At 39.3% G+C, this 18,024-nt stretch carries 17 protein-coding genes and 1 pseudogene; 4 read left to right on the forward strand and 14 right to left on the reverse strand.

The features are described from left to right. Nucleotides 1–52 precede the first annotated feature (52 nt). The 7 genes from ACE3MQ_RS02855 to ACE3MQ_RS02885 form a co-directional block, all read right to left on the reverse strand. Nucleotides 53–385 (reverse strand): hypothetical protein, encoded by a 333-nt coding sequence (locus ACE3MQ_RS02855; protein WP_379390390.1) that lies wholly within the window; start codon nt 383–385, stop codon nt 53–55. Nucleotides 386–400: 15 nt separating this feature from the next. Continuing rightward, on the reverse strand, nt 401–670 hold the full coding sequence (locus tag ACE3MQ_RS02860; protein ID WP_379390392.1) for a hypothetical protein: 270 nt from the start codon (nt 668–670) through the stop codon (nt 401–403). Nucleotides 671–1,626: 956 nt separating this feature from the next. Continuing rightward, the gene (locus ACE3MQ_RS02865) at nt 1,627–1,863 is read right to left on the reverse strand and encodes a hypothetical protein (protein WP_379390394.1); all 237 of its coding nucleotides are present in this window, start codon (nt 1,861–1,863) and stop codon (nt 1,627–1,629) included. After that, nucleotides 1,863–3,995: a glycohydrolase toxin TNT-related protein gene (locus ACE3MQ_RS02870; RefSeq protein WP_379390396.1), complete on the reverse strand. Its 2,133-nt coding sequence runs from the start codon at nt 3,993–3,995 to the stop codon at nt 1,863–1,865. The genes ACE3MQ_RS02865 and ACE3MQ_RS02870 overlap by 1 nt, the downstream gene beginning before the upstream one ends. A 205-nt stretch (nt 3,996–4,200) precedes the next feature. Continuing rightward, complete coding sequence (locus ACE3MQ_RS02875) at nt 4,201–4,470, reverse strand: DUF6809 family protein (RefSeq protein WP_379390398.1); 270 nt, start codon at nt 4,468–4,470, stop codon at nt 4,201–4,203. A gap of 202 nt (nt 4,471–4,672) precedes the next feature. Beyond that, nucleotides 4,673–5,827 (reverse strand): glycoside hydrolase family 88 protein, encoded by a 1,155-nt coding sequence (locus tag ACE3MQ_RS02880; RefSeq protein ID WP_379390400.1) that lies wholly within the window; start codon nt 5,825–5,827, stop codon nt 4,673–4,675. Between the two features lie 214 nt (nt 5,828–6,041). Beyond that, nucleotides 6,042–6,449 carry a hypothetical protein gene (locus ACE3MQ_RS02885; protein ID WP_379390402.1) on the reverse strand — a complete coding sequence of 136 codons (408 nt, stop codon included), beginning with the start codon at nt 6,447–6,449 and terminating at the stop codon, nt 6,042–6,044. Between the two features lie 365 nt (nt 6,450–6,814). Here ACE3MQ_RS02885 and ACE3MQ_RS02890 point away from each other — a divergent pair, with 365 nt between their 5' ends. After that, nucleotides 6,815–7,921 carry a C45 family autoproteolytic acyltransferase/hydolase gene (locus tag ACE3MQ_RS02890; RefSeq protein ID WP_379390404.1) on the forward strand — a complete coding sequence of 369 codons (1,107 nt, stop codon included), beginning with the start codon at nt 6,815–6,817 and terminating at the stop codon, nt 7,919–7,921. Nucleotides 7,922–7,957: 36 nt separating this feature from the next. Next, nucleotides 7,958–8,821: an AraC family transcriptional regulator gene (locus ACE3MQ_RS02895; RefSeq protein WP_379390406.1), complete on the forward strand. Its 864-nt coding sequence runs from the start codon at nt 7,958–7,960 to the stop codon at nt 8,819–8,821. A gap of 245 nt (nt 8,822–9,066) precedes the next feature. Here the strand turns inward: ACE3MQ_RS02895 and ACE3MQ_RS02900 are convergent, their stop codons facing one another. Together ACE3MQ_RS02900 and ACE3MQ_RS02905 are read right to left on the reverse strand one after the other, a co-directional pair. Next, complete coding sequence (locus ACE3MQ_RS02900) at nt 9,067–9,813, reverse strand: class I SAM-dependent methyltransferase (protein ID WP_379390408.1); 747 nt, start codon at nt 9,811–9,813, stop codon at nt 9,067–9,069. A gap of 458 nt (nt 9,814–10,271) precedes the next feature. Then, a complete protein-coding gene (locus ACE3MQ_RS02905) occupies nt 10,272–10,670 on the reverse strand; it encodes a BlaI/MecI/CopY family transcriptional regulator (RefSeq protein ID WP_379390410.1) in 399 nt (132 codons plus the stop codon). Nucleotides 10,671–10,792: 122 nt separating this feature from the next. Between ACE3MQ_RS02905 and ACE3MQ_RS02910 the strand changes: the two genes are divergently transcribed. Further along, on the forward strand, nt 10,793–11,713 hold the full coding sequence (locus tag ACE3MQ_RS02910) for a GNAT family N-acetyltransferase (protein ID WP_379390412.1): 921 nt from the start codon (nt 10,793–10,795) through the stop codon (nt 11,711–11,713). Between the two features lie 112 nt (nt 11,714–11,825). Here ACE3MQ_RS02910 and ACE3MQ_RS02915 read toward each other — a convergent pair whose 3' ends face one another. The 4 genes from ACE3MQ_RS02915 to ACE3MQ_RS02930 form a co-directional block, all read right to left on the reverse strand. Beyond that, entirely contained in the window at nt 11,826–12,716 is an 891-nt protein-coding gene (locus tag ACE3MQ_RS02915) for a GNAT family N-acetyltransferase (RefSeq protein ID WP_379390414.1), read from the reverse strand. Nucleotides 12,717–12,875: 159 nt separating this feature from the next. Then, nucleotides 12,876–13,685, reverse strand: coding sequence for a DUF368 domain-containing protein (locus ACE3MQ_RS02920; RefSeq protein ID WP_379390723.1), 810 nt, complete (start codon nt 13,683–13,685; stop codon nt 12,876–12,878). 191 nt (nt 13,686–13,876) lie between these two features. Then, the gene (locus tag ACE3MQ_RS02925) at nt 13,877–15,301 is read right to left on the reverse strand and encodes a PQQ-dependent sugar dehydrogenase (RefSeq protein ID WP_379390416.1); all 1,425 of its coding nucleotides are present in this window, start codon (nt 15,299–15,301) and stop codon (nt 13,877–13,879) included. A gap of 723 nt (nt 15,302–16,024) precedes the next feature. Beyond that, the gene (locus ACE3MQ_RS02930) at nt 16,025–16,690 is read right to left on the reverse strand and encodes an MBL fold metallo-hydrolase (protein WP_379390418.1); all 666 of its coding nucleotides are present in this window, start codon (nt 16,688–16,690) and stop codon (nt 16,025–16,027) included. Between the two features lie 207 nt (nt 16,691–16,897). Between ACE3MQ_RS02930 and ACE3MQ_RS02935 the strand changes: the two genes are divergently transcribed. Then, nucleotides 16,898–17,677, forward strand: a complete 780-nt coding sequence (locus ACE3MQ_RS02935; protein WP_379390420.1) for a class I SAM-dependent methyltransferase — start codon at nt 16,898–16,900, stop codon at nt 17,675–17,677. A 116-nt stretch (nt 17,678–17,793) separates the two neighbouring features. On the opposite strand, the pseudogene ACE3MQ_RS02940 reads toward ACE3MQ_RS02935, so the two are convergent. Further along, nucleotides 17,794–18,018 (reverse strand): annotated as a pseudogene (locus tag ACE3MQ_RS02940) (LbetaH domain-containing protein); the annotation flags it as partial. Between the last annotated feature and the right edge of the window lie 6 nt (nt 18,019–18,024).

Below are 18,024 nucleotides of genomic sequence, written 5' to 3' on the forward strand. Positions count from 1 at the left end.
AGGTGGATTCATTGGGTTCAGGATGGAGATGTGTTGTTGTTTTAAAGAATCATTATTTAACCTTAAGTACTTCAATAAATTTTATAATTTCAAGATGAATCTTCATATCAACTTTATCTTGGGCAATATTTAATATCTCTTCTAAATCTGATATCCTGCCATGATCAATTAACCATTTATCTAAATCAATGTCTTTTAAACCAGGAGGCATGTCCTCAAAATCCCCCCACCATTCATGAATAGCTTCAATTAACCATCCATATTTAATTGGGTTTTCCGTAATTTTATTATCAGTTACCTCAAAAATTTCACGCAGAACCTCACCTAAAAGCGAATCCTGAATATATCTAGTATTATCCTTATAACGAATGGCACTTTGAGCCAAGTTGATTCCCTCCTACTATTCAAGGAAAATTATCTTCACTTTTGAATCCTTTAGGGCCTCCTTCAATCCTGTTACTACCTCCTTACTCCATCCTAAAGTATCAATGATATGAACATCAACAGCAGTGTTGTTTTTTATAGGTTTTGTTAAATTTTGAATTACCGCTTGTTGTTGAGCTGGATTTAACGGTTGTTGTTTTGAATTCAAAAAAGTTCCTTTAAGAGAAATATTACCCAAACCACCTGGGTCTTTAAAATCGACTCCTTCTGTGTCATTGATTTTCAATGAACATAGCTACTACTCTAAAAGGAAATAGAAGAATTTACTTAGCTTCATCGTTTCTTGAGCGATAATTTGGCGGTGCGTGGTGCGAAGGAAGGTAGGTGGACGTAACAAAACAGGTCAATCATGCTAATATTTGACCATGTTGACCTGTCAATATAACGAAAAAGCGTTTAGGTAGCAATTCAAACATCGATGTCCGTACAAACAGAATGGAGAAATCTTTAAACGGTTATTACATGAGTTAGACAGCCCAACAAACGAAATACTCTAGTTTAGCAATTTTTCTTCGATGTAAGAATGATCAAGTAAGCTAAGTAAACTTAGGGTTAAATATTTTATCTGGTATTGATTCAAATCATTATTGACAATTAACTGACCATTTTCTTTTCTAAGTAGCTGATCTGAACCATTTTCTAAAAATAACAGGTTACCACATATTGTTTCATAAAATTCCCCATAACTTTAAACAAAGATTCCAGTCCTTGATAAAAAGCGTTACCAAATAACTGACCCCTAATGCAAACATTAACATCTAAGTCATAATGATTTCTAACAAAATTTATGTCAGAAATATCCTCAATTTCATTAGCTAATGAAAAGTATTCAGTTCCAATCGTTGTGAACCGATACCTTTTCGTTCAAAATGTAGATTATTATTTTTCCAATAACTTCTGCCAATGATTTGCAACTTAAATTAGATTCTAAAAACAATTCAAAATCCATACATTTCTATCCCCCAAATATCCTTGTGGTTTTACCGTCAACCACAATTAACAATTCTCCTAAGTTTAGGCATTATTGGTGGACGTAAACTTTTTATACGAGTATTAAATGGGTTAGATTTTACTTTAAAGATTCATTTCTAACGTAAAGCAATAATATCTGTGTCTACTTATATTGTGGGGATTCAGAGCCGAATACTATATCTTTAATAACCAATATCATTTTAAAATAAGTTAATTTATTTTTGCGTATTTTGCTACTTTTTTATAAAAGTATTCACAAGCTGTATCCTCATCATTAAATACTTTTAATCCTGTTTTGTTTCCTCTTTCGCTATAATAAACTTCCCAGTTATCCCCATCTCTATTTATACAATACTGTTCGTTTGGATGGCCTCCTTTTAATATCGAATAAACATCTTTGGGTACATTAATTTCTATTAATTTTTGCTCTAGTTCTTTAATTTTCATTACGGTGTAATCCTCCTTATTATGCCGTCTTCTAATAAATTTTCTACTGTATCTGGCAATACATACTGTATGCCGCCTCCAACTGCATCAAACCATGGTGCTATTTCTCCTCCCTTAACTTCAAGAGGGGTAACGACTTCAAATACGCTATAAGGTCTAGAATCAGTACCTGGTGCCACAGCTCTCATTTCATAAGGAATACCTTCTGGAGAAACAAATGTACCTGTATCATAACCATATCTATCTATTTTAATTCCAGGTTGTAAAGTTTCTTTTATTGGTGTATTTAAGAACCCATCATTTATAGGCCAATTTATTTCACCTGTTTCCTGATTATAGTATTTAGGGTTATCATATACATCCTTATATTTTAAATACAAATCATCATCCGGTTTATAAGTCCACTTACTTAATTTAGCCCTATCTGCTTCACTTACTACTTTTTCCGTCCCATCAATCTCTACTTGCTCTTTCTTATTAACTTCTGGGGTAGTATTACTTTTATATGACCCACCGTTGCCTTTCGAGTTGGATTTAAGCTGCATTCTTGCAGCCCCCAAACCTACAAACATAGCGGCCAGCCCTGCACTATCTAGCCAATGCTCTTTGGAATATGGATCGTCCGGGTTAAAGGCGCCTACCAAGGGTTCATACACCCCGGACAATACTCCGGAGGATAACCAATCAATATAAGTATAAGCAGATTCATTCCTGTTCTCAGCTCGATAAGCATAGCCATCGTAAATTCCTTTGGGAATGCCGAAGCTAATATAATTCAGAAAATCGCCCGGTGAATCCAGCGCCTTATTCCACCGCTCATCTGCGGCAACCATAATATCGGAGCCAATTTCTTTGAAGCTGTTTATTGATTTATTAAAGTAATCTTTCGTTTTTTCGAATATACTTCTTGTATCCTCTAAGCTCCCCGGTATTAGACACATATCAAGTTTGTGAGGCGCTTTTTCGACGAGACCTTTTTTCATATAAATCAGGTTTAATACTCTATGATCTATTTTACCATTGACCACGAACTCATACTGGAGCTCCGTAGATAATTCACTAGAGTTAAAATTTTCTTGGAATCTTTCAACAGCATTTAGCAGCTCAGGGCTATATTTTCCCGTTATTTCGCCACGATATAGATTTATTTCTGCTAGATATTGCTGTACATACTCAATATTCTGTTTCGAGATGGTCTGATTATATTCCTCCACCTTAAGTGGAATTCCTCTCCGCTTTACATCAGCTGCGATCGCTCCGGCCTCAATTAAATCATAGCGTTCCCTTGCCCAGTTCTGATATTTCAAGTCAATCATACCTAATGCAATGGCCAGTCGCTGTTCACTCAGGGTAGGCATGACCGAACCATCTGTTTTGTATGGATCATACCTAAGCGCACTCAGAGGTGAGCCTATATAATGAGCTTTTAAATTAACATCGGCCGCATACCATTTCTCTGATACACCAAGCTCTTTTAACTGTGCCCGTGCTTGCTCCGCCAATTGATGAGCTTCGTCCATATACTTCTGGTTGCCAAACTTGCTATAAATCGAATATTCCGTTTGATGTTGAGCGATTTGGTCGAAGGCATTCTTAATTATCGTGAGCTGCTGTTCGGCAAATAAACGCTCCTCATCGTTCCCATCGTGCAGCATTTCAAAATAGGCATTGATTTTCTTATCTTCCCGAAACTTACTTAGTCTGGCTTCTAACGTGATTTGCTTTGTCTGTTGAATGGCATATTTGATCAGGTCAAGCAGACTGAACTGTTTCATGACATCAACCGTAAAGCGGGTTGGATACTTTGCTGCCATTTCTTTTCGGAATCCGGGCTGAATTGAGAATTTCATCGGACTCTGTTTTACTAAAGCCTTGATTTTGGCCTCATCTTCAGCATATTGTCCAGCTATCGATTTCAACAGATTACTTTTGTTATGTAATTGGTCATGAATATTCTGGGCTTGCCTACGTATGTTATACAGCATTTCTTCCGCACGATTAGCTGAGGATCGTACATCCATCGATTCTGGGTATCTTATTCTAGTCGAATGAGCTACATTTTGAATATCCGCCTGCAATCTCACTATTCGCTCTTCAATGATCTGGTCAAGGCGCTTCATATCTTTAGACAACTGGAGCAGCCTGTCCGTATTAACACTTTGCTTACTACTTATCTCCCTCACCTGCTTCACGCAATACAATTCTCACCAAATTATACAAAAAGAATATCAGTTTTGGGAAAATTTATCATGATTCGGAGGTACTAGCAATGCACTCGTGAATAAGTAGAAAGTAGCATTTTAGAGTGACTAATGGCCTTGGGATACTAGGCTTCCCCTATGTTTGTTCCTTTCCACTCAGCACCTCAATCATCATTAAAGCACCGATTTTAAAGCCATGGATAAATGACGCGGTGGAGTGCATGGAGTAAGTCTTCCCATACAAATCGATGATCTCTTCAATAAAACTAAAGTGACTCTCCGAAAATCTTTTTTGACACTCTTCCATTAGATCAGAAGTTTCCTTAGTAAGCTTGCGGTATTCGGGATCTTGTGGATTTATGTACTCGTCCGGCTGAAGTGATCCGTTGTATATTTTTTCTATCATGCTTTCGACTGACGTTCCATCCCTTCTTAGACAAGTCTTGATAAATTAAGCTGGCTCAATTCATATACTACAGCAACAAAGAAGAGGGCTGTCTAAAATATGCAATATTCGTATAAAGTATAAAACAAAATATAAAGTTCTTTTCCAAATTATAAAAAAAAGGCCGTTCCTTAAGAACAGCCTCACCAATAAAACAACATAATTACCACAAATATAAATCGTTGCCCTTCAGCTTGAACATAGCCTCCATGAAGTAATAGTCGCCGTAAATGATCGCTGTATGGCGATCTGGGTTGTGGTAGGCCGCAGAGCCGTTGATCAAGATACAATCGGAATCTTTCGTCCAGTCGCTACGGGATTCATCCAGCGTTTTCAGCAGCTTTAATGCGGCATTCAGGTATAGATCCTTCTCATGCTGCCCGACCGCCTTGGCGATTTCGATCAGACCGCAGGCTGCGATGGCTGCCGCTGTAGAATCCTCGTACGCTGGCTCCTTCGGCTGTCTGAAATCAATGGGAATGATTCCGTTGTCAGGAATATTAGAAATGAAGTAATGCGCGATCCGCTTCGCGGTATTCAAGTATTCTTCTTTTCCAGTATGGATATAGCTCATCATGAAGCCGTATAGGGCCCACGTCTGCCCTCTTGTCCAGGAGGAGCCTTCCTCGTAGCCCTGTCCGCCGTAGGTTTTGACTACGCCTCCCTGGAACGGGTCGAACTCAACGATATGGTTGACGGAGCCATCGGGTCTGACAAACGCCTCCATCGAGGTGTCTGCATGCTTCATAGCAATTTGCTGGAACCGCGGATCGCCGGTTTCCTCTGTAGCCCAATACAGGAGCGGGATGTTGAACATGCAGTCGATGATCGCCCAGCCCCGGGTATCTCCCTCCGGCAGATCATTCCAAGCGCGAATGAAGCCGCCCGCCAGGTTAAAGCGTCCTGCAAGCAGGTTGGCGGCATGCATAGCTCTTTTTCTGGATTCCGGGTTCTTCGTTACTTTATAGTTGGCGACGCTTGTGGGCAGCCACATGAAGCCTACATCGTGATGCAGCCCGTAATATTCGCGAAAGCCTTCGTCCAGCTTCTCCTCCGAGATGTTCGCAATCTCTTTGTATTTCTCTTGTCCGGTTTCATGGTACATCAGCCACATCATGCCGCCCCAGAAGCCGTTCGTCCACCAGCTGATTCCGTCCGCCACGGTACCTGTAGGGTTATCTACAGTTCGGTCGTCATGCGTACCGTTAATCGTCGTATACGGAATTTTGTTCCTGGACTTCTCGCTGACCCAATCCATTTTTGTGGTAATTTTATCAATGACATTTTCTAGCCAAAATTGGTCGTTTGCCTGCAGCATCGTTATAATCCCACTCTCTCATTATCGTTTTTGATAAACCAAGTGATGAATCATACAGTTATAGGTATGAAACCCTATGCAATATTATTTTTTCATACACCGCAGATCATTTGAATGTTGTTTTTTTAGAAAAAAGTACGGTTTTTTAGGAAAAAACACGATCACTTAGCATTTGACTAAGCTGATCGTGTCTTATTACGGTTCATATATTAAATTATCTCTGTATCATCCGTTCCCTAGATTCGGATTTGAATTTCTGAACATCGTCCTGAATTAAAATAGCTTTTTTATGATCCAGCAAAATATAGGCCGGAAAACGGCGAATACCCAGCTCTTTTCCAACCTTCTTTCCTTCTTTGGAATCCTTGCTCAGCACCCCAGCCTTAGTCAGATAAGCCAGATGCTCTCCAACGATCTCGTTAAGCTCGTAGGTTTGCTTGATGTAGTCGTTCTCCTCCGCCAAAATCAGCACCGAGAATACATTCTCCTCTTGCGAAAGATACGGGGTAAGTACATTTTGAGCTTGCCTGCTATTCGAGCCTAATAAAGCGGATATCATCATAAGACAAATTACGATTACTGCTTTTAAAATGCGTATTCCCATCTCCGTCTGTCGTTTCACCTTCCGCCAATCTCCCTTTTCCAAGATACGTTGTGTCGTACATATTATATCACTGAGAAAACCGGCAGGCACATAGGGAAGCAACTACCCAACACTAAAACAATGAGATAGACAGCCAACAGACGGAGTAATGAACATTTTTAGGGAAATTAAAATATGACTCCCTACACTTCGGGCCAAATTGGCTCGAATGCGCCGAGTGCGTAGAGAGGCAACGGAAAAATCAAGAAAATATGAGCTAAACGGTCAACGGATAGGTAATGTATACAAATTTTATTTACCATATTGTTCTTCGTAAACAGCAATAAATATCAAGTTAAGTTTTTATCTTAACTTAATAATATGAGAAAGGAATGGTGATATATATGGAAAAAACAAAAGTAAATCTAAAAAACTTTGTTGGTACAAGTTATGAAGTAGGAACGCAAATAGGAAAATGGGTTTTATCCACGCCTGATTTATTGCAGAGGGTATTACTGCCTCCAAATGCTTATCCACATGATAAGTTTACTAAAATTTTTAATTTACTAGATTGTTATTGTCCAGGTATTAACGAGGAAATCAAAGGGTTTTCAGATACAATTGGAGCTTCCACAGAACAGGTGCTTTTTTATGCGGCAACCTATTTGGAACGGGGATGTAGCCTGATGGCGGCATTACCACAAAAGATCGAGAATGGTCATACGGTTATGGCAAGAAGCTATGATTTCAATGATGAAATGGAAGAAATGTGTTTTGCTTTTACTGACATCAAGGGCAAGTATCGGCATATGGGTTCCACCTTAAATTTATTCGGCAGATGTGACGGAATGAATGAACACGGACTTGCAGTTTGTCAGGCCAGTAACGGTATACCTGTTGGTAATTTTGGGGGTGGTCAAAAAGCTGGGGTGACAGGGTTTAGTTTTTGGATTGTTGTTCGCAGCATACTTGAAAATTGCAAATATGTAGAAGAAGCCATAGAGTGGACAATGGCCGCACCGATTGGTTTTAATGTTAATTTAATGTTAGCTGACAGTTACAACAAAATAGCATTGTTTCAATGTGTTGATGGTCATAAGGCATATAAAATATTGGATGGGAACACTGATGAAGTATACCTGAGTTCAACAAACCATGTGCTGTTGGAAGATATAAAGCCTTATGAGAGAATGCTAATTGAAAATTCTGTAATCCGCAATGACAGAATTGTTAAACTGTTCAACGAAAACAGACTAGTTTCAAAAAATGACATAAAGACCCTGCTATCAACGTCATATCCTGATGGGCTTTGCTGTCACTATTACAAAGAGTTTTTCGGTGCCTTACGTTCTATGGTATTTGATGTAACTGACAAAACCATAGAAATGACATTCGGCTCTCCCCAAGCCAATGAATGGCAGACTTTTTCTGTCGGAGTATTAGATGAGAAAGAAATTGAAGTGATATTGCCACAAGAAAAAGCAAATCCAGACTTTTATAAAATGATATAATTATAAATAATTCATTGAGGAGGAAGGACGCCGCCTTTGAACGACGAACAAATTATAGGTAAAGCCATTGTATTTATTGAAAATAATTTATATGAACCGATTGCTGCATGTGATGTTGCTAAGGCGGTTTCCTACTCCTATTATCATTTTCACCGTTACTTTCAGGCTGTCATGGGTGAAACCATAGGGAGTTATATCAGAAGCAGACGTTTGACGCAAGCGGCTTGGGATTTGGTGCATAGCGAAAAAAAGGTATTAGAGATTGGGATTTCTCTTTATTTCGAAACAGCGGAAAGTTTTACGAGGGCTTTTAAAGGTAGATATTCCCTGACCCCAACCGAATACAGAAAAAACGGAATAGATGTTTTGATTGGAAACAGGCAATCGGCGCAGAAGCCTGATAAAACTATTATCACATATGCTGGTTTAGACCCGGAAATTATGATGATACCCGCGACCTATATCATGGGTTTTCGCTTCAAAACAACTATTACCGGAGGGGAAAGCGTAACCATGTGGCAACGGTTTAACAATCAAATTCCCCACGCTCTTCTTTCCAACAAACGATACGGGATTTTTGAAGCCGGAGAAACCTGTTCCTCTGATATATTTAACACGGACAGCGAAACTACGGCATTTGTGGGAATTGAGATTTCAGAAAACTATCCTATTTGTGGCGGTATGCAAAGAAAAAAATTATGCGGCGGAAAATATGCAAAATTTATTCATAGAGGAACAGTTGATACCTTAAAACAGACATATCACTATATTTGGGGCATTTGGTTTCCCAAAAGTGGATTTGAACTTGCTAATCGTGATGATTTTGAATGTTATACAGAACGGTTTACAGGTGCAAATAATGAAAGCTCTGAAATTGATATTTATTTTCCAATTAAGTAAATGAACTTAAGAAAAATGGCGGCCCGATTTAGCCAGCAGAAAACTATGTAAAAGCATACCGTTTCTGCTGTTTCCAAAACGCCTGCTTGGATTATGTCTAGTCGGGCGTTTTTTCATAGGACAAGCCCTTGTGCCACTTCGGACCAATTTGGCTCGAAGTTCCAACCTAACCGCCGAAAGGAGCTTACTATGCAGGAAATCATCAGAAATGAAGATCGATACCGCCGCTAAGTAGGAAGAACATATCACAACACGCATTTTCTACAAACGCTAATAATGGAAGAGGATAAAGGAGAGAACAGAGTTTTATCCCAGTCTGAATATTGGTTTTCAATACTAAAACCATGGCTAGTTAACAAAGACTTCAGAGTATCATTATCAGTAAAACGACATGCAATTCGAGAAGTAGTTTTCTTATATCCCCAATCACGGAAGGTGACCCAGTGCATGATATGATTTCTTGCATCATAAGATTGCATTCCAGATACCTTAACGTTAATTCCATCCTTATCGATAAATTCTCCCCAAATTGTTTCCTCTTGACTTGATAAATCAGTTCCCTTGGGGTTACGTGTTTCGAATGCAAAAATCCCATTTGGTTTTAAATGCTTGTACACAGTTCTAAGTAAGGCTATTTGATCTTTATCACTCAAAAATGCCTGAAAAGCATTTCCTGTTAAATAAATCATGGAAAACCGCTTTTCTGATTCAAACGTTCGAGCATCACCTTCAGAAAAAGTAACAGGCAAACCTTGAGCTTTAACCCGCGCATATTCAAGCATCGCTGAAGAAATATCAACACCCGTAATAGTAATTCCGGATTTTGATAAAGGTATTGTTGTTAACCCTGTACCACATGCAAGTTCTAAAACTTCCCCTGGGTTCGATTTGGCAAGTTCAAGATAGAAATTATATTTATTAATCTCGCCGCCAAATTCAAGATCATAATTAATCGGGTCTCGATATTCTTCAAGATTATTGTGTTCTATCAACATATTATCACCCATTCACGATAATTTGGATTTCCTTTAAACCTCAACTCTGTCTTGAAATAGGTCACTATCGAATTATATTCCTTGTCATTCCAACAGAAAACTTCCTAAATCCAAAAGACTCATAATAGGCTTCAAGCTTTCTGTATACAAAAGTTCGGGTTCCGTATCTTTCATGGTCAATAGAGGCTGCAAAACAGTATTCTTTTCTGCTTCATTCGTTGTACAATTAGCCATAGTGCATGCCTTACACGCGCATGGATACGTCTGCGGAACAGATGCTGAACTGCCAGCACCACGACTGCAGCTGCGTTTGCCATCAGCGTCGAGGGCAACAAACCAATTGAAGAGACGTTTAGCTTCATCCAACTCAAGCGTTTTGAAAAAACGCACATCGGAAGCATAAGCCTCGGTGCTGAAAGTCTGACTTATTCGAACACGTACTTTTAAGGCTGTGATTAGTCTTTTGAATCCCTTGCTTCTTTTCCCTGCTTCTCCAGCAAAATTTGCTGCAGCCGTTCAATCTCCTGATCCGACAGTTGGGTCTCCTCCAAGAAATTGGTCATCATCAATCCGGCTGCGCCGTTAAAGACTCGGTTTAAAAAAGAACGGCTTTCCGAGCGCACGCACTCTTTTTCCGAAATTAACGGATAATACAAATAACTCCTGCCCGATTTCTGGTAGCCTAGCGCTTTTTTCTTCATTAGCCGGTTAATAAAGGTTCTGACCGTCTGATCGCTCCAGTCTATGTCCTCTGGCAAATGCTGCACAATTTGCTCGGCTGTCATTGGGTTTTCCCGCCAAATGACCTTCATGATTTCCCATTCGGATTCAGAAATCTTAGGCATGATTTCCATCGTTTTCCCGCCTTTCCCAACTTGGCGATTAACTATTACAACTGTAAATTTAAAAAGTCCATGAGATTTCATAGTTGGCAATCAAATATAGAAATGATTTTGAATAATGAAGAGGTGCTCCAATGATTGAGATCAGACTGTTAAGCGAATGCCCGCTCAAAGACGCTAGTGAAGCATGGAACAAAGGTTTTGCAGATTATTATTCCAATGCTCAAATGTCAGTCAACCCCTTTACGTTCCGATTAGGCCATTTCGAGCTTGCACCGGAGTTTTCTTTTGTCGCATATGCGGAGGGAGAACCAGTCGGTCTAATTCTCAATGGAATCAAAGAGTTTCAAGGACAGAAGTGGGCTTGGAACGGGGGTACAAGCGTAGCGGTATCGCATCGCTGTTCTGGAGTGGGGAAAGAACTAATGTCGGCCACATTGGATTTGTATAAAAAGGAAGGGGTTGACATGGCAAGCCTGGAAGCTTTCCGTGTAAATAAACGCGCAATCCAACTCTATAGCGAATATGGGTACCAAACCGTCGATCATTTATTATTTTTAGAAAAACGGGATGCTTTAGATCTTACAGCTTTTATGGCGGAAGAAAACACCGGACAATACACGATAAAACACGGCATTCCTCAAGATGTAAGCAAACTCCCCTTCTATAATTATCGTGCTCCTTGGCAAGTTCGTTGGGAATTTAATCGTTCTGGAGAATCGATTCTAGTCAGCAATACATCTAACGATGTCATCGGATATGCCTTGCTTCAAAAAAGGCTTGATAACGAAGGCAGACTGCATTCCGTTGTATTATACCAGTGCCATGTCGATGTCAACGAACAGGACAAACATCATGTTATCCGGACTATTCTGGATCATGTCTTTCCTCCGGCAACTTATCCTTATACGCGGAGCACCTATCTTTTGCCCGAATCCAATGAAGGAGTAGTCCGTATTTTGAAAGAGGTCGGTTTTCAAGAGGCAAAGACGCCGTACGGAGTTCCTTTTGAACAAGTATACATGCTAAATCACATGAAGAGGGACAGCGAATGAAGGCTGGATTCGGTCAGTCGGCTAACCGTCTGCTGAGCAAGCCTGCTTGGGATTAGGAATAGTAGATCCGTTATCTCCTGGGTATCAGATGAGGATCCGCCCAGCCCAATAACTACGCTTGTGAGGTAAGCGGGAATTTAATAGATTTTCCTTTAACCACAAATAATGGACGAACAAACAACGTTTCATCCGTCTCTGTAACCAAAGTTGACTGGATGTTCTCATTGTCAATGTCAGGCACAAAATGAAAATGAATGAGCTCCGTCTTTTCGGAAATCATATGACTAACCACTTTTTCAATATGGATTTTCTTTTTGCTTATGACATCAAAAACATGCAGTACATGATCTTCTTGTTCAAATAAAAGTATTACATCCTCATTTGGTTCATAGTAAATGCTGTCTCGAAAAACAAGAATAAAGTAAAACATTAACAAATCCTTACTATCCTTTACACCAAGAGTTGACGATACGGGAATTCTTTCAGCTGCAAACTCCTTCATTAGCTCAAAGTCCGTCTGATTATCGACATCTAGCTTACGTAGAGCTGATTTCGGTGCCACTTGCTCTTTCAAATCAGATACTGCCAGACTGTAGCTGTTCTCCTGAACCTTTTGAAAACCAAACTTCGGATAAAAATCCAACACTGTTTTATTTGCAAACAAATAAATAAAATCATATTCCTTCTCATATTTTTCAATGATATGGTTCATCAGCTTAGCTGCCAGCCCTTGATTCCGATAATCGGGATGAGTCATTACCGTGCCTATTTGGATAGCTGTATATTCCTTTCCATTTGACGTCAGCACCATCTTATTAATTGAAGCATTTGCAATGATATGTTCGCCGTCCACGAATGAATAACATATATAACTATCGTTCCAGAACCCTCTATCATACCATTCCTTGAAATCCAGCCCAAATGTTTGCTTTGCAAGATCATAAAAGCTCTTTCTTAATGCTTCCACTTTCCTATAGTCACTGATTAGCTGATATTCTCTCATCTTAATTCCCTCTCCATCTTAGAATGGCTTTTTCGCTTTTTTAACGATTTCAAAATAGTTTCGGCAACCCGCGAGCAGCCAATTCTACCGCATACCCAGTGCATTAAAGAAAGTGCCCCTTGTCACGAAGTGTAACGTGGCAAAGGACACTTTCTGCTATTATTTGTTTCCTAACTTAAGAGAGCAGAATAAACCAAACACCATGGCAAACAAGCTGATTACAAGTGTAGCGATCCCGGTTGGCATTCCAGGAAAGATGACATATAAGGAACCTATAACCGTACCAATAATAATAGCGTACATGATACTAGGATGAGTGGCTAGAAAATGTTTAATGAGCTTGCTGCTAAGAATGAATCCGAATATAACGCCGCTTCCGATAATTGCGATGAGTGGCAGATTGAATGTTGATAGCGCTTCTATTGCTATTGGGTACACACCGATTAGTAGGAGTACAAAGGAACCGCTAATCCCCGGAAGGAGCATTGCCATGCTGGCAAGCGTCCCTGCTCCGAATAGGCCTACCCCATACATAAAAGTAAGTTCAATGTTTACATCGCTGTGTGCATCAACTGGTACTAGTAAGCCTGTTAACGCAATAGCAATTGCTGCGATAATAAACAATATGTAGTGAATCGCTTTAAAGTTCTGCTTAACATCTGCACTTTTATAGAGATAAGGAATAATCCCTAAGATAAGTCCGATAAAAAAGAAATATGTCGGCTGTTCATGATTAGCCAGCAGCCATTTCATCACCCGACTTAGAATGAGTAGGGCCGATACAACACCGATGCCAAGCGGAATAAGAAACCCGAGATGCTTCTTCCATTCCTTGCTGAAAAAACCGCTAATTGATTGAATTAAGCGATCATAGAATCCTAAGATTACTGCAATGGTACCCCCACTAACACCAGGAATCAGATCCGCTGTCCCGATCATCAAGCCCCGCCATATATTGCTCCATTCCAACATAAATTCTCTCCCTTTCTTTATAGATATGCATTTTTTGTTTGCATACCAATAAATGCATGTCCCGACCATTTTACAATGGTTATAGATGACTTGCAATTTTTTAAGGGAGTTTAGATAGGAAGGCTGTCTATGGATAGGCATGGCATGTGCCGAATGCCGATTATTAAGTCGAATTTTATAGTTATAAATTATGGAACAATTTCAAAAACAGTACCTTGGTTAAAGTCAGTTACTTTCATAGAGCCATAAACCCCTAAATATAGTCTGGTTTGATTCAGATTCGTTCCCAAACTAACATAATAAGCTGATTGAGACCCAAAATTATAATCGGTTTCAATAACACTAAAATCATTTAGTTTACAGTCCGTTCCAACCCTGGTATAAGCTAAAACCCCTCTAACCGGAAGTTGAGATTCTTTAGCCTGAGCTAGATCGGTAAACACAATATTTCCCGTTAAATTGGGGATTCCATTCCCCATATATGGCTGGACTCCTGTAAGTGCAGTTCCTTCAAACTTATCGGGTCTGTCATCTTTATGATAATAACTCGTTAAAGGCTGAAGACGCCTTACTGAAGTTTTTACTGCTTCATCGTAATATGCAATTGTTTTCTCTTCCAAAGCCGGATTTGCAGAGCAGCCTTTTATTATTGAAGTAGGAAAAGCACCTTCCCATCCTCGCCAGCCAAAGTTAATAAATCCTTCTTGGTCAGGTTCAGATTTCATTAAAGAAGCTTGAACAAGTCGGGTAACAGGTATTGGTTTATAATGAACGAATGAAAAAATCGACTCTACCAGATCCTGACCGACATTTCCCACATATTTGATATACTGATTATAACCCCTTTGAAATGAAATGCCTGTCATATTGCGAACTCCTTTTGCAATTACCGTAAGCGTTTCCTGAATAGGTACGGGCAGCTCATTAAAACGTGTGACTACGGGCGGATTATCGATAAATGTACTCTTAGCGACATCAATTTCAATTATTTTACCTGCGATTTCCATATCATCTTGGCTTAAATTAAATGGATCATAGCCTGATCCGCCATCTCCTGTTGTCAAAACAAGTTTTCCTGTTTCAGGTGAGAAGTTTAAACTATTAACACCATTATGATTTAAAAATGGTCTTCTTATATTAAGTAATGTCCGCCGTTTTTGAGGTTGACCATTCGATTGTAGAATCCATTCTTCGACTGTATCAATATGATCATATTGAATTTCTCTATTTATCCACTTTAGGTTTAAGGTTTTAGCATCACACGGGTTAGGCTTAAAAGATTCAAAAGCACCTGGAAGAGCGCCTGAACCTTGGGTTCCAGCTACTGAATAATGGAGATAAAACAGACCGTTATAATAAAATTCGGGATGAAATGCTAGCCCCAGCAATCCCCGTTCATCATATCCACCACTAGAGACACCTAGTTTTATAATTCGTGGGCGAATATCTAAAAAAGTCCTTATAACCTCCTCCCCTATGTAAAAGATCTCTCCTACCTGAGTTGCAATAAATAATCTTTCAATTGAGTCGCCCGGAAGTATAGTTGTTTTCAAAACAGTGGGCATATTTATCTTGCTTACAAGGGGCCGTAAACTGACCTTAACCTTTATCAAATAACTGTACACTCCTTCTTATTATTTTCTTTTAAAAGAATATGATTAGAACTGTTGTATTAGTATCAAATAAGGGCTGCCTCATATACCGATTAATTGCGCTTCAAAATTTAAATTTTCCAATCACATACTTGTTTATTCGCTACAATGACTTTTAAAGACCTATGTAATTCTTTGGATCTATATCATGGGATGGAATGAATATGATCCCTAATATTGTAAAAAAATATCTCTGTATGTGCTTACCTTTAACAAGAATATCCGTGCAAACCGCTCAATCTCCAGAAAGTGCTGAAAATGACCTTTCCAGTTACGAAGGACAAACTATTTCGGTTAACGGGGAAGAAAATGGTTGTTGGATATATTCCGCTGAAGTCATTAAGTGAGGAAGATCTCATCACTACCGGTTATCGTAGCGTAAAGCTTCGCAATCATACTTCTCATGAGATCCGTAGATTGGTCTTTTGGCATAACCAATCCTCCTTATGGTTAAAGAACAACGATTTAAAATCCATCATTATGTTGTTTATATTATAAGGCTCCAATACAGACAATTTTTACTTAAACTAGTTATAGTCTGTGATATCAATTGTTCTGCCCGTTAGTTCAATTAAAAAACAGCCGGTGCTTCTGGCCGGCTGCCATCGTATCTTGAATAAACTATTGTTTCCGTTAGCGTAACAACATCATTTCATCAAAAAATCTGCTGAAACTTCTTTAACTTTATAATCCTTGGCTAAGTCCTAATATCTGATCATTAACATTTACATTACTTAATCCCCCGTGATAACAAACCACGGATGCAATGTCGAGGTCTAAATACTTTTTTAAAGAGAGACGAGCTGCACTCATATCCGGTGTGGTCGGGACATGAATTCCCATAAGATTCCCGTTTACACTGTACATCGAATCCCCGGCAATGAGAGTCTTACTTTGCCTTAAATAAAGGCTGATATGACCGGGAGTATGCCCAGGAGTATGAATGACGCGAATCCTGCCGCAAAACGGCAGTTCCTGACCGTCAATCAAGGCTTCGTCCACTCTGCCCTTCGGTGGATTCTCAAGGTGCCCGTCTTTTAAAAGCGGTATCTCCCCCTGAATATACGGCTTATCCAGTTCGTGTGCATAAACTTTAATATTATTACCACACTCCTGCAAAATTTCAGGGAGACTGCCAATATGATCCACATCCTGATGCGTCAAAATCACAACTTTTAGTTTGTCGAACGACACTTCTACCTTTTCCATGGCCACGCGTAAATCTTCAATTTGCCCTGGGAATCCTGTGTCTATTAAAACAGCCATTTCTCGATCCCACAAAAGAATTGGGTGAATAATATTCCCATGAAAATCTAGATGAAGCATTTCTACTCCCTTTGAAATTTCCATAATATTGCCCCTCCGTAAAATTAAATTTTTTCGCAAAGTAATATTTATTGTAATACATTTGTGTCATTAGACAGTCTTGACTCATTTGGCAGTCCCTCTTTCGTAGAATTGTGGATGGAAAAGAGTGTGTTAGAATTATATGGTATAATAAAAAATGCGAAACATAGTTTCATCAGGTGAAATCGTTAGATAGGAGGAGACTTTCAAGTGCCAATAAACTTTCATAATGAACAAAACAGACTGACTTATGCAGCAAGAAACGCTGATGAATCCTGGAAATCTTTAATAAAAGATACGGTAGACGTAACGAATAAACGCATTGCAGATATTGGCTGTGGAGGGGGCATTTACACAAAGACCCTGATTGAGATGGGGGCATCTCATGTAATTGGCGTGGATTTCTCGGATGAGATGTTAAAAGGAGCGGCTAATAACTGTAAGAGTATCCAAAACGTCACGTTTCTACAAGGTCACGCTTACGAATCAAGCCTGCACACAAATGACATTGATATTATATTAGAAAGAGCACTCATACATCATCTGAATGACTTAAATGCTTGTTTCAAGGAAGCTTATCGCATCCTTAAAAGTGGTGGTACTTTCATCGTTCAAGACAGAACTCGCAATGATTGTTTACTGCCCGGGGATAAAAATCATATTCGAGGATATTTTTTTGAAAAGTTTCCCCAGTTAATTCATAAGGAGATTTCCCGTAGGTTTGATTCAGAACTAGTGGAGCAAGCGTTGGAATCAAGTGGATTTCGGCTAGCTAAAACGGTTTCACTTTGGGAAACAAGACGTGTTTATCATGACTTTGAAGAATTAAATAAAGACTTGTCGCTAAGAACTGGGCGTTCCATTCTTCATGAGTTGACAGATCTAGAACTTCAAGAATTGATATCATTCATAAGAGAAAAGCTCAATGGTAATCAAGTTCCACTCATTGAGAAGGATTCGTGGACGGTATGGTTCGCCATAAAAGATTAATCATTGATACTAAAAATAATCGCAAGCCAATCCAAATGGACTTTCCTTCAATAACCATCAGTACCCGGAAAAAAGAGGGGGTTATTGCCCCTCTTTACTATATCTCCCCAACTACATCAAGGCTTTCTTAGCAACTCAATATCCCCGCCGACGATCACCTCGATATTTTGATTAATAATTTCGATATCCCAGTCCCACCAGCTGATTTCCAACAGCTCTTCAATGATCTCCGGTGAATAACGTTTTCGTATTTCCTTAGCTGGATTTCCGCCAACGATAGTATATGGCTCCACATCCTTTACAACTACCGATTCGGCACCTATTATAGCTCCATCACCTACATCATT

The sequence above is a fragment of the Paenibacillus lentus genome (assembly GCF_042714055.1).
Taxonomy (GTDB): Bacteria; Bacillota; Bacilli; order Paenibacillales; family Paenibacillaceae; genus Fontibacillus; species Fontibacillus lentus_A.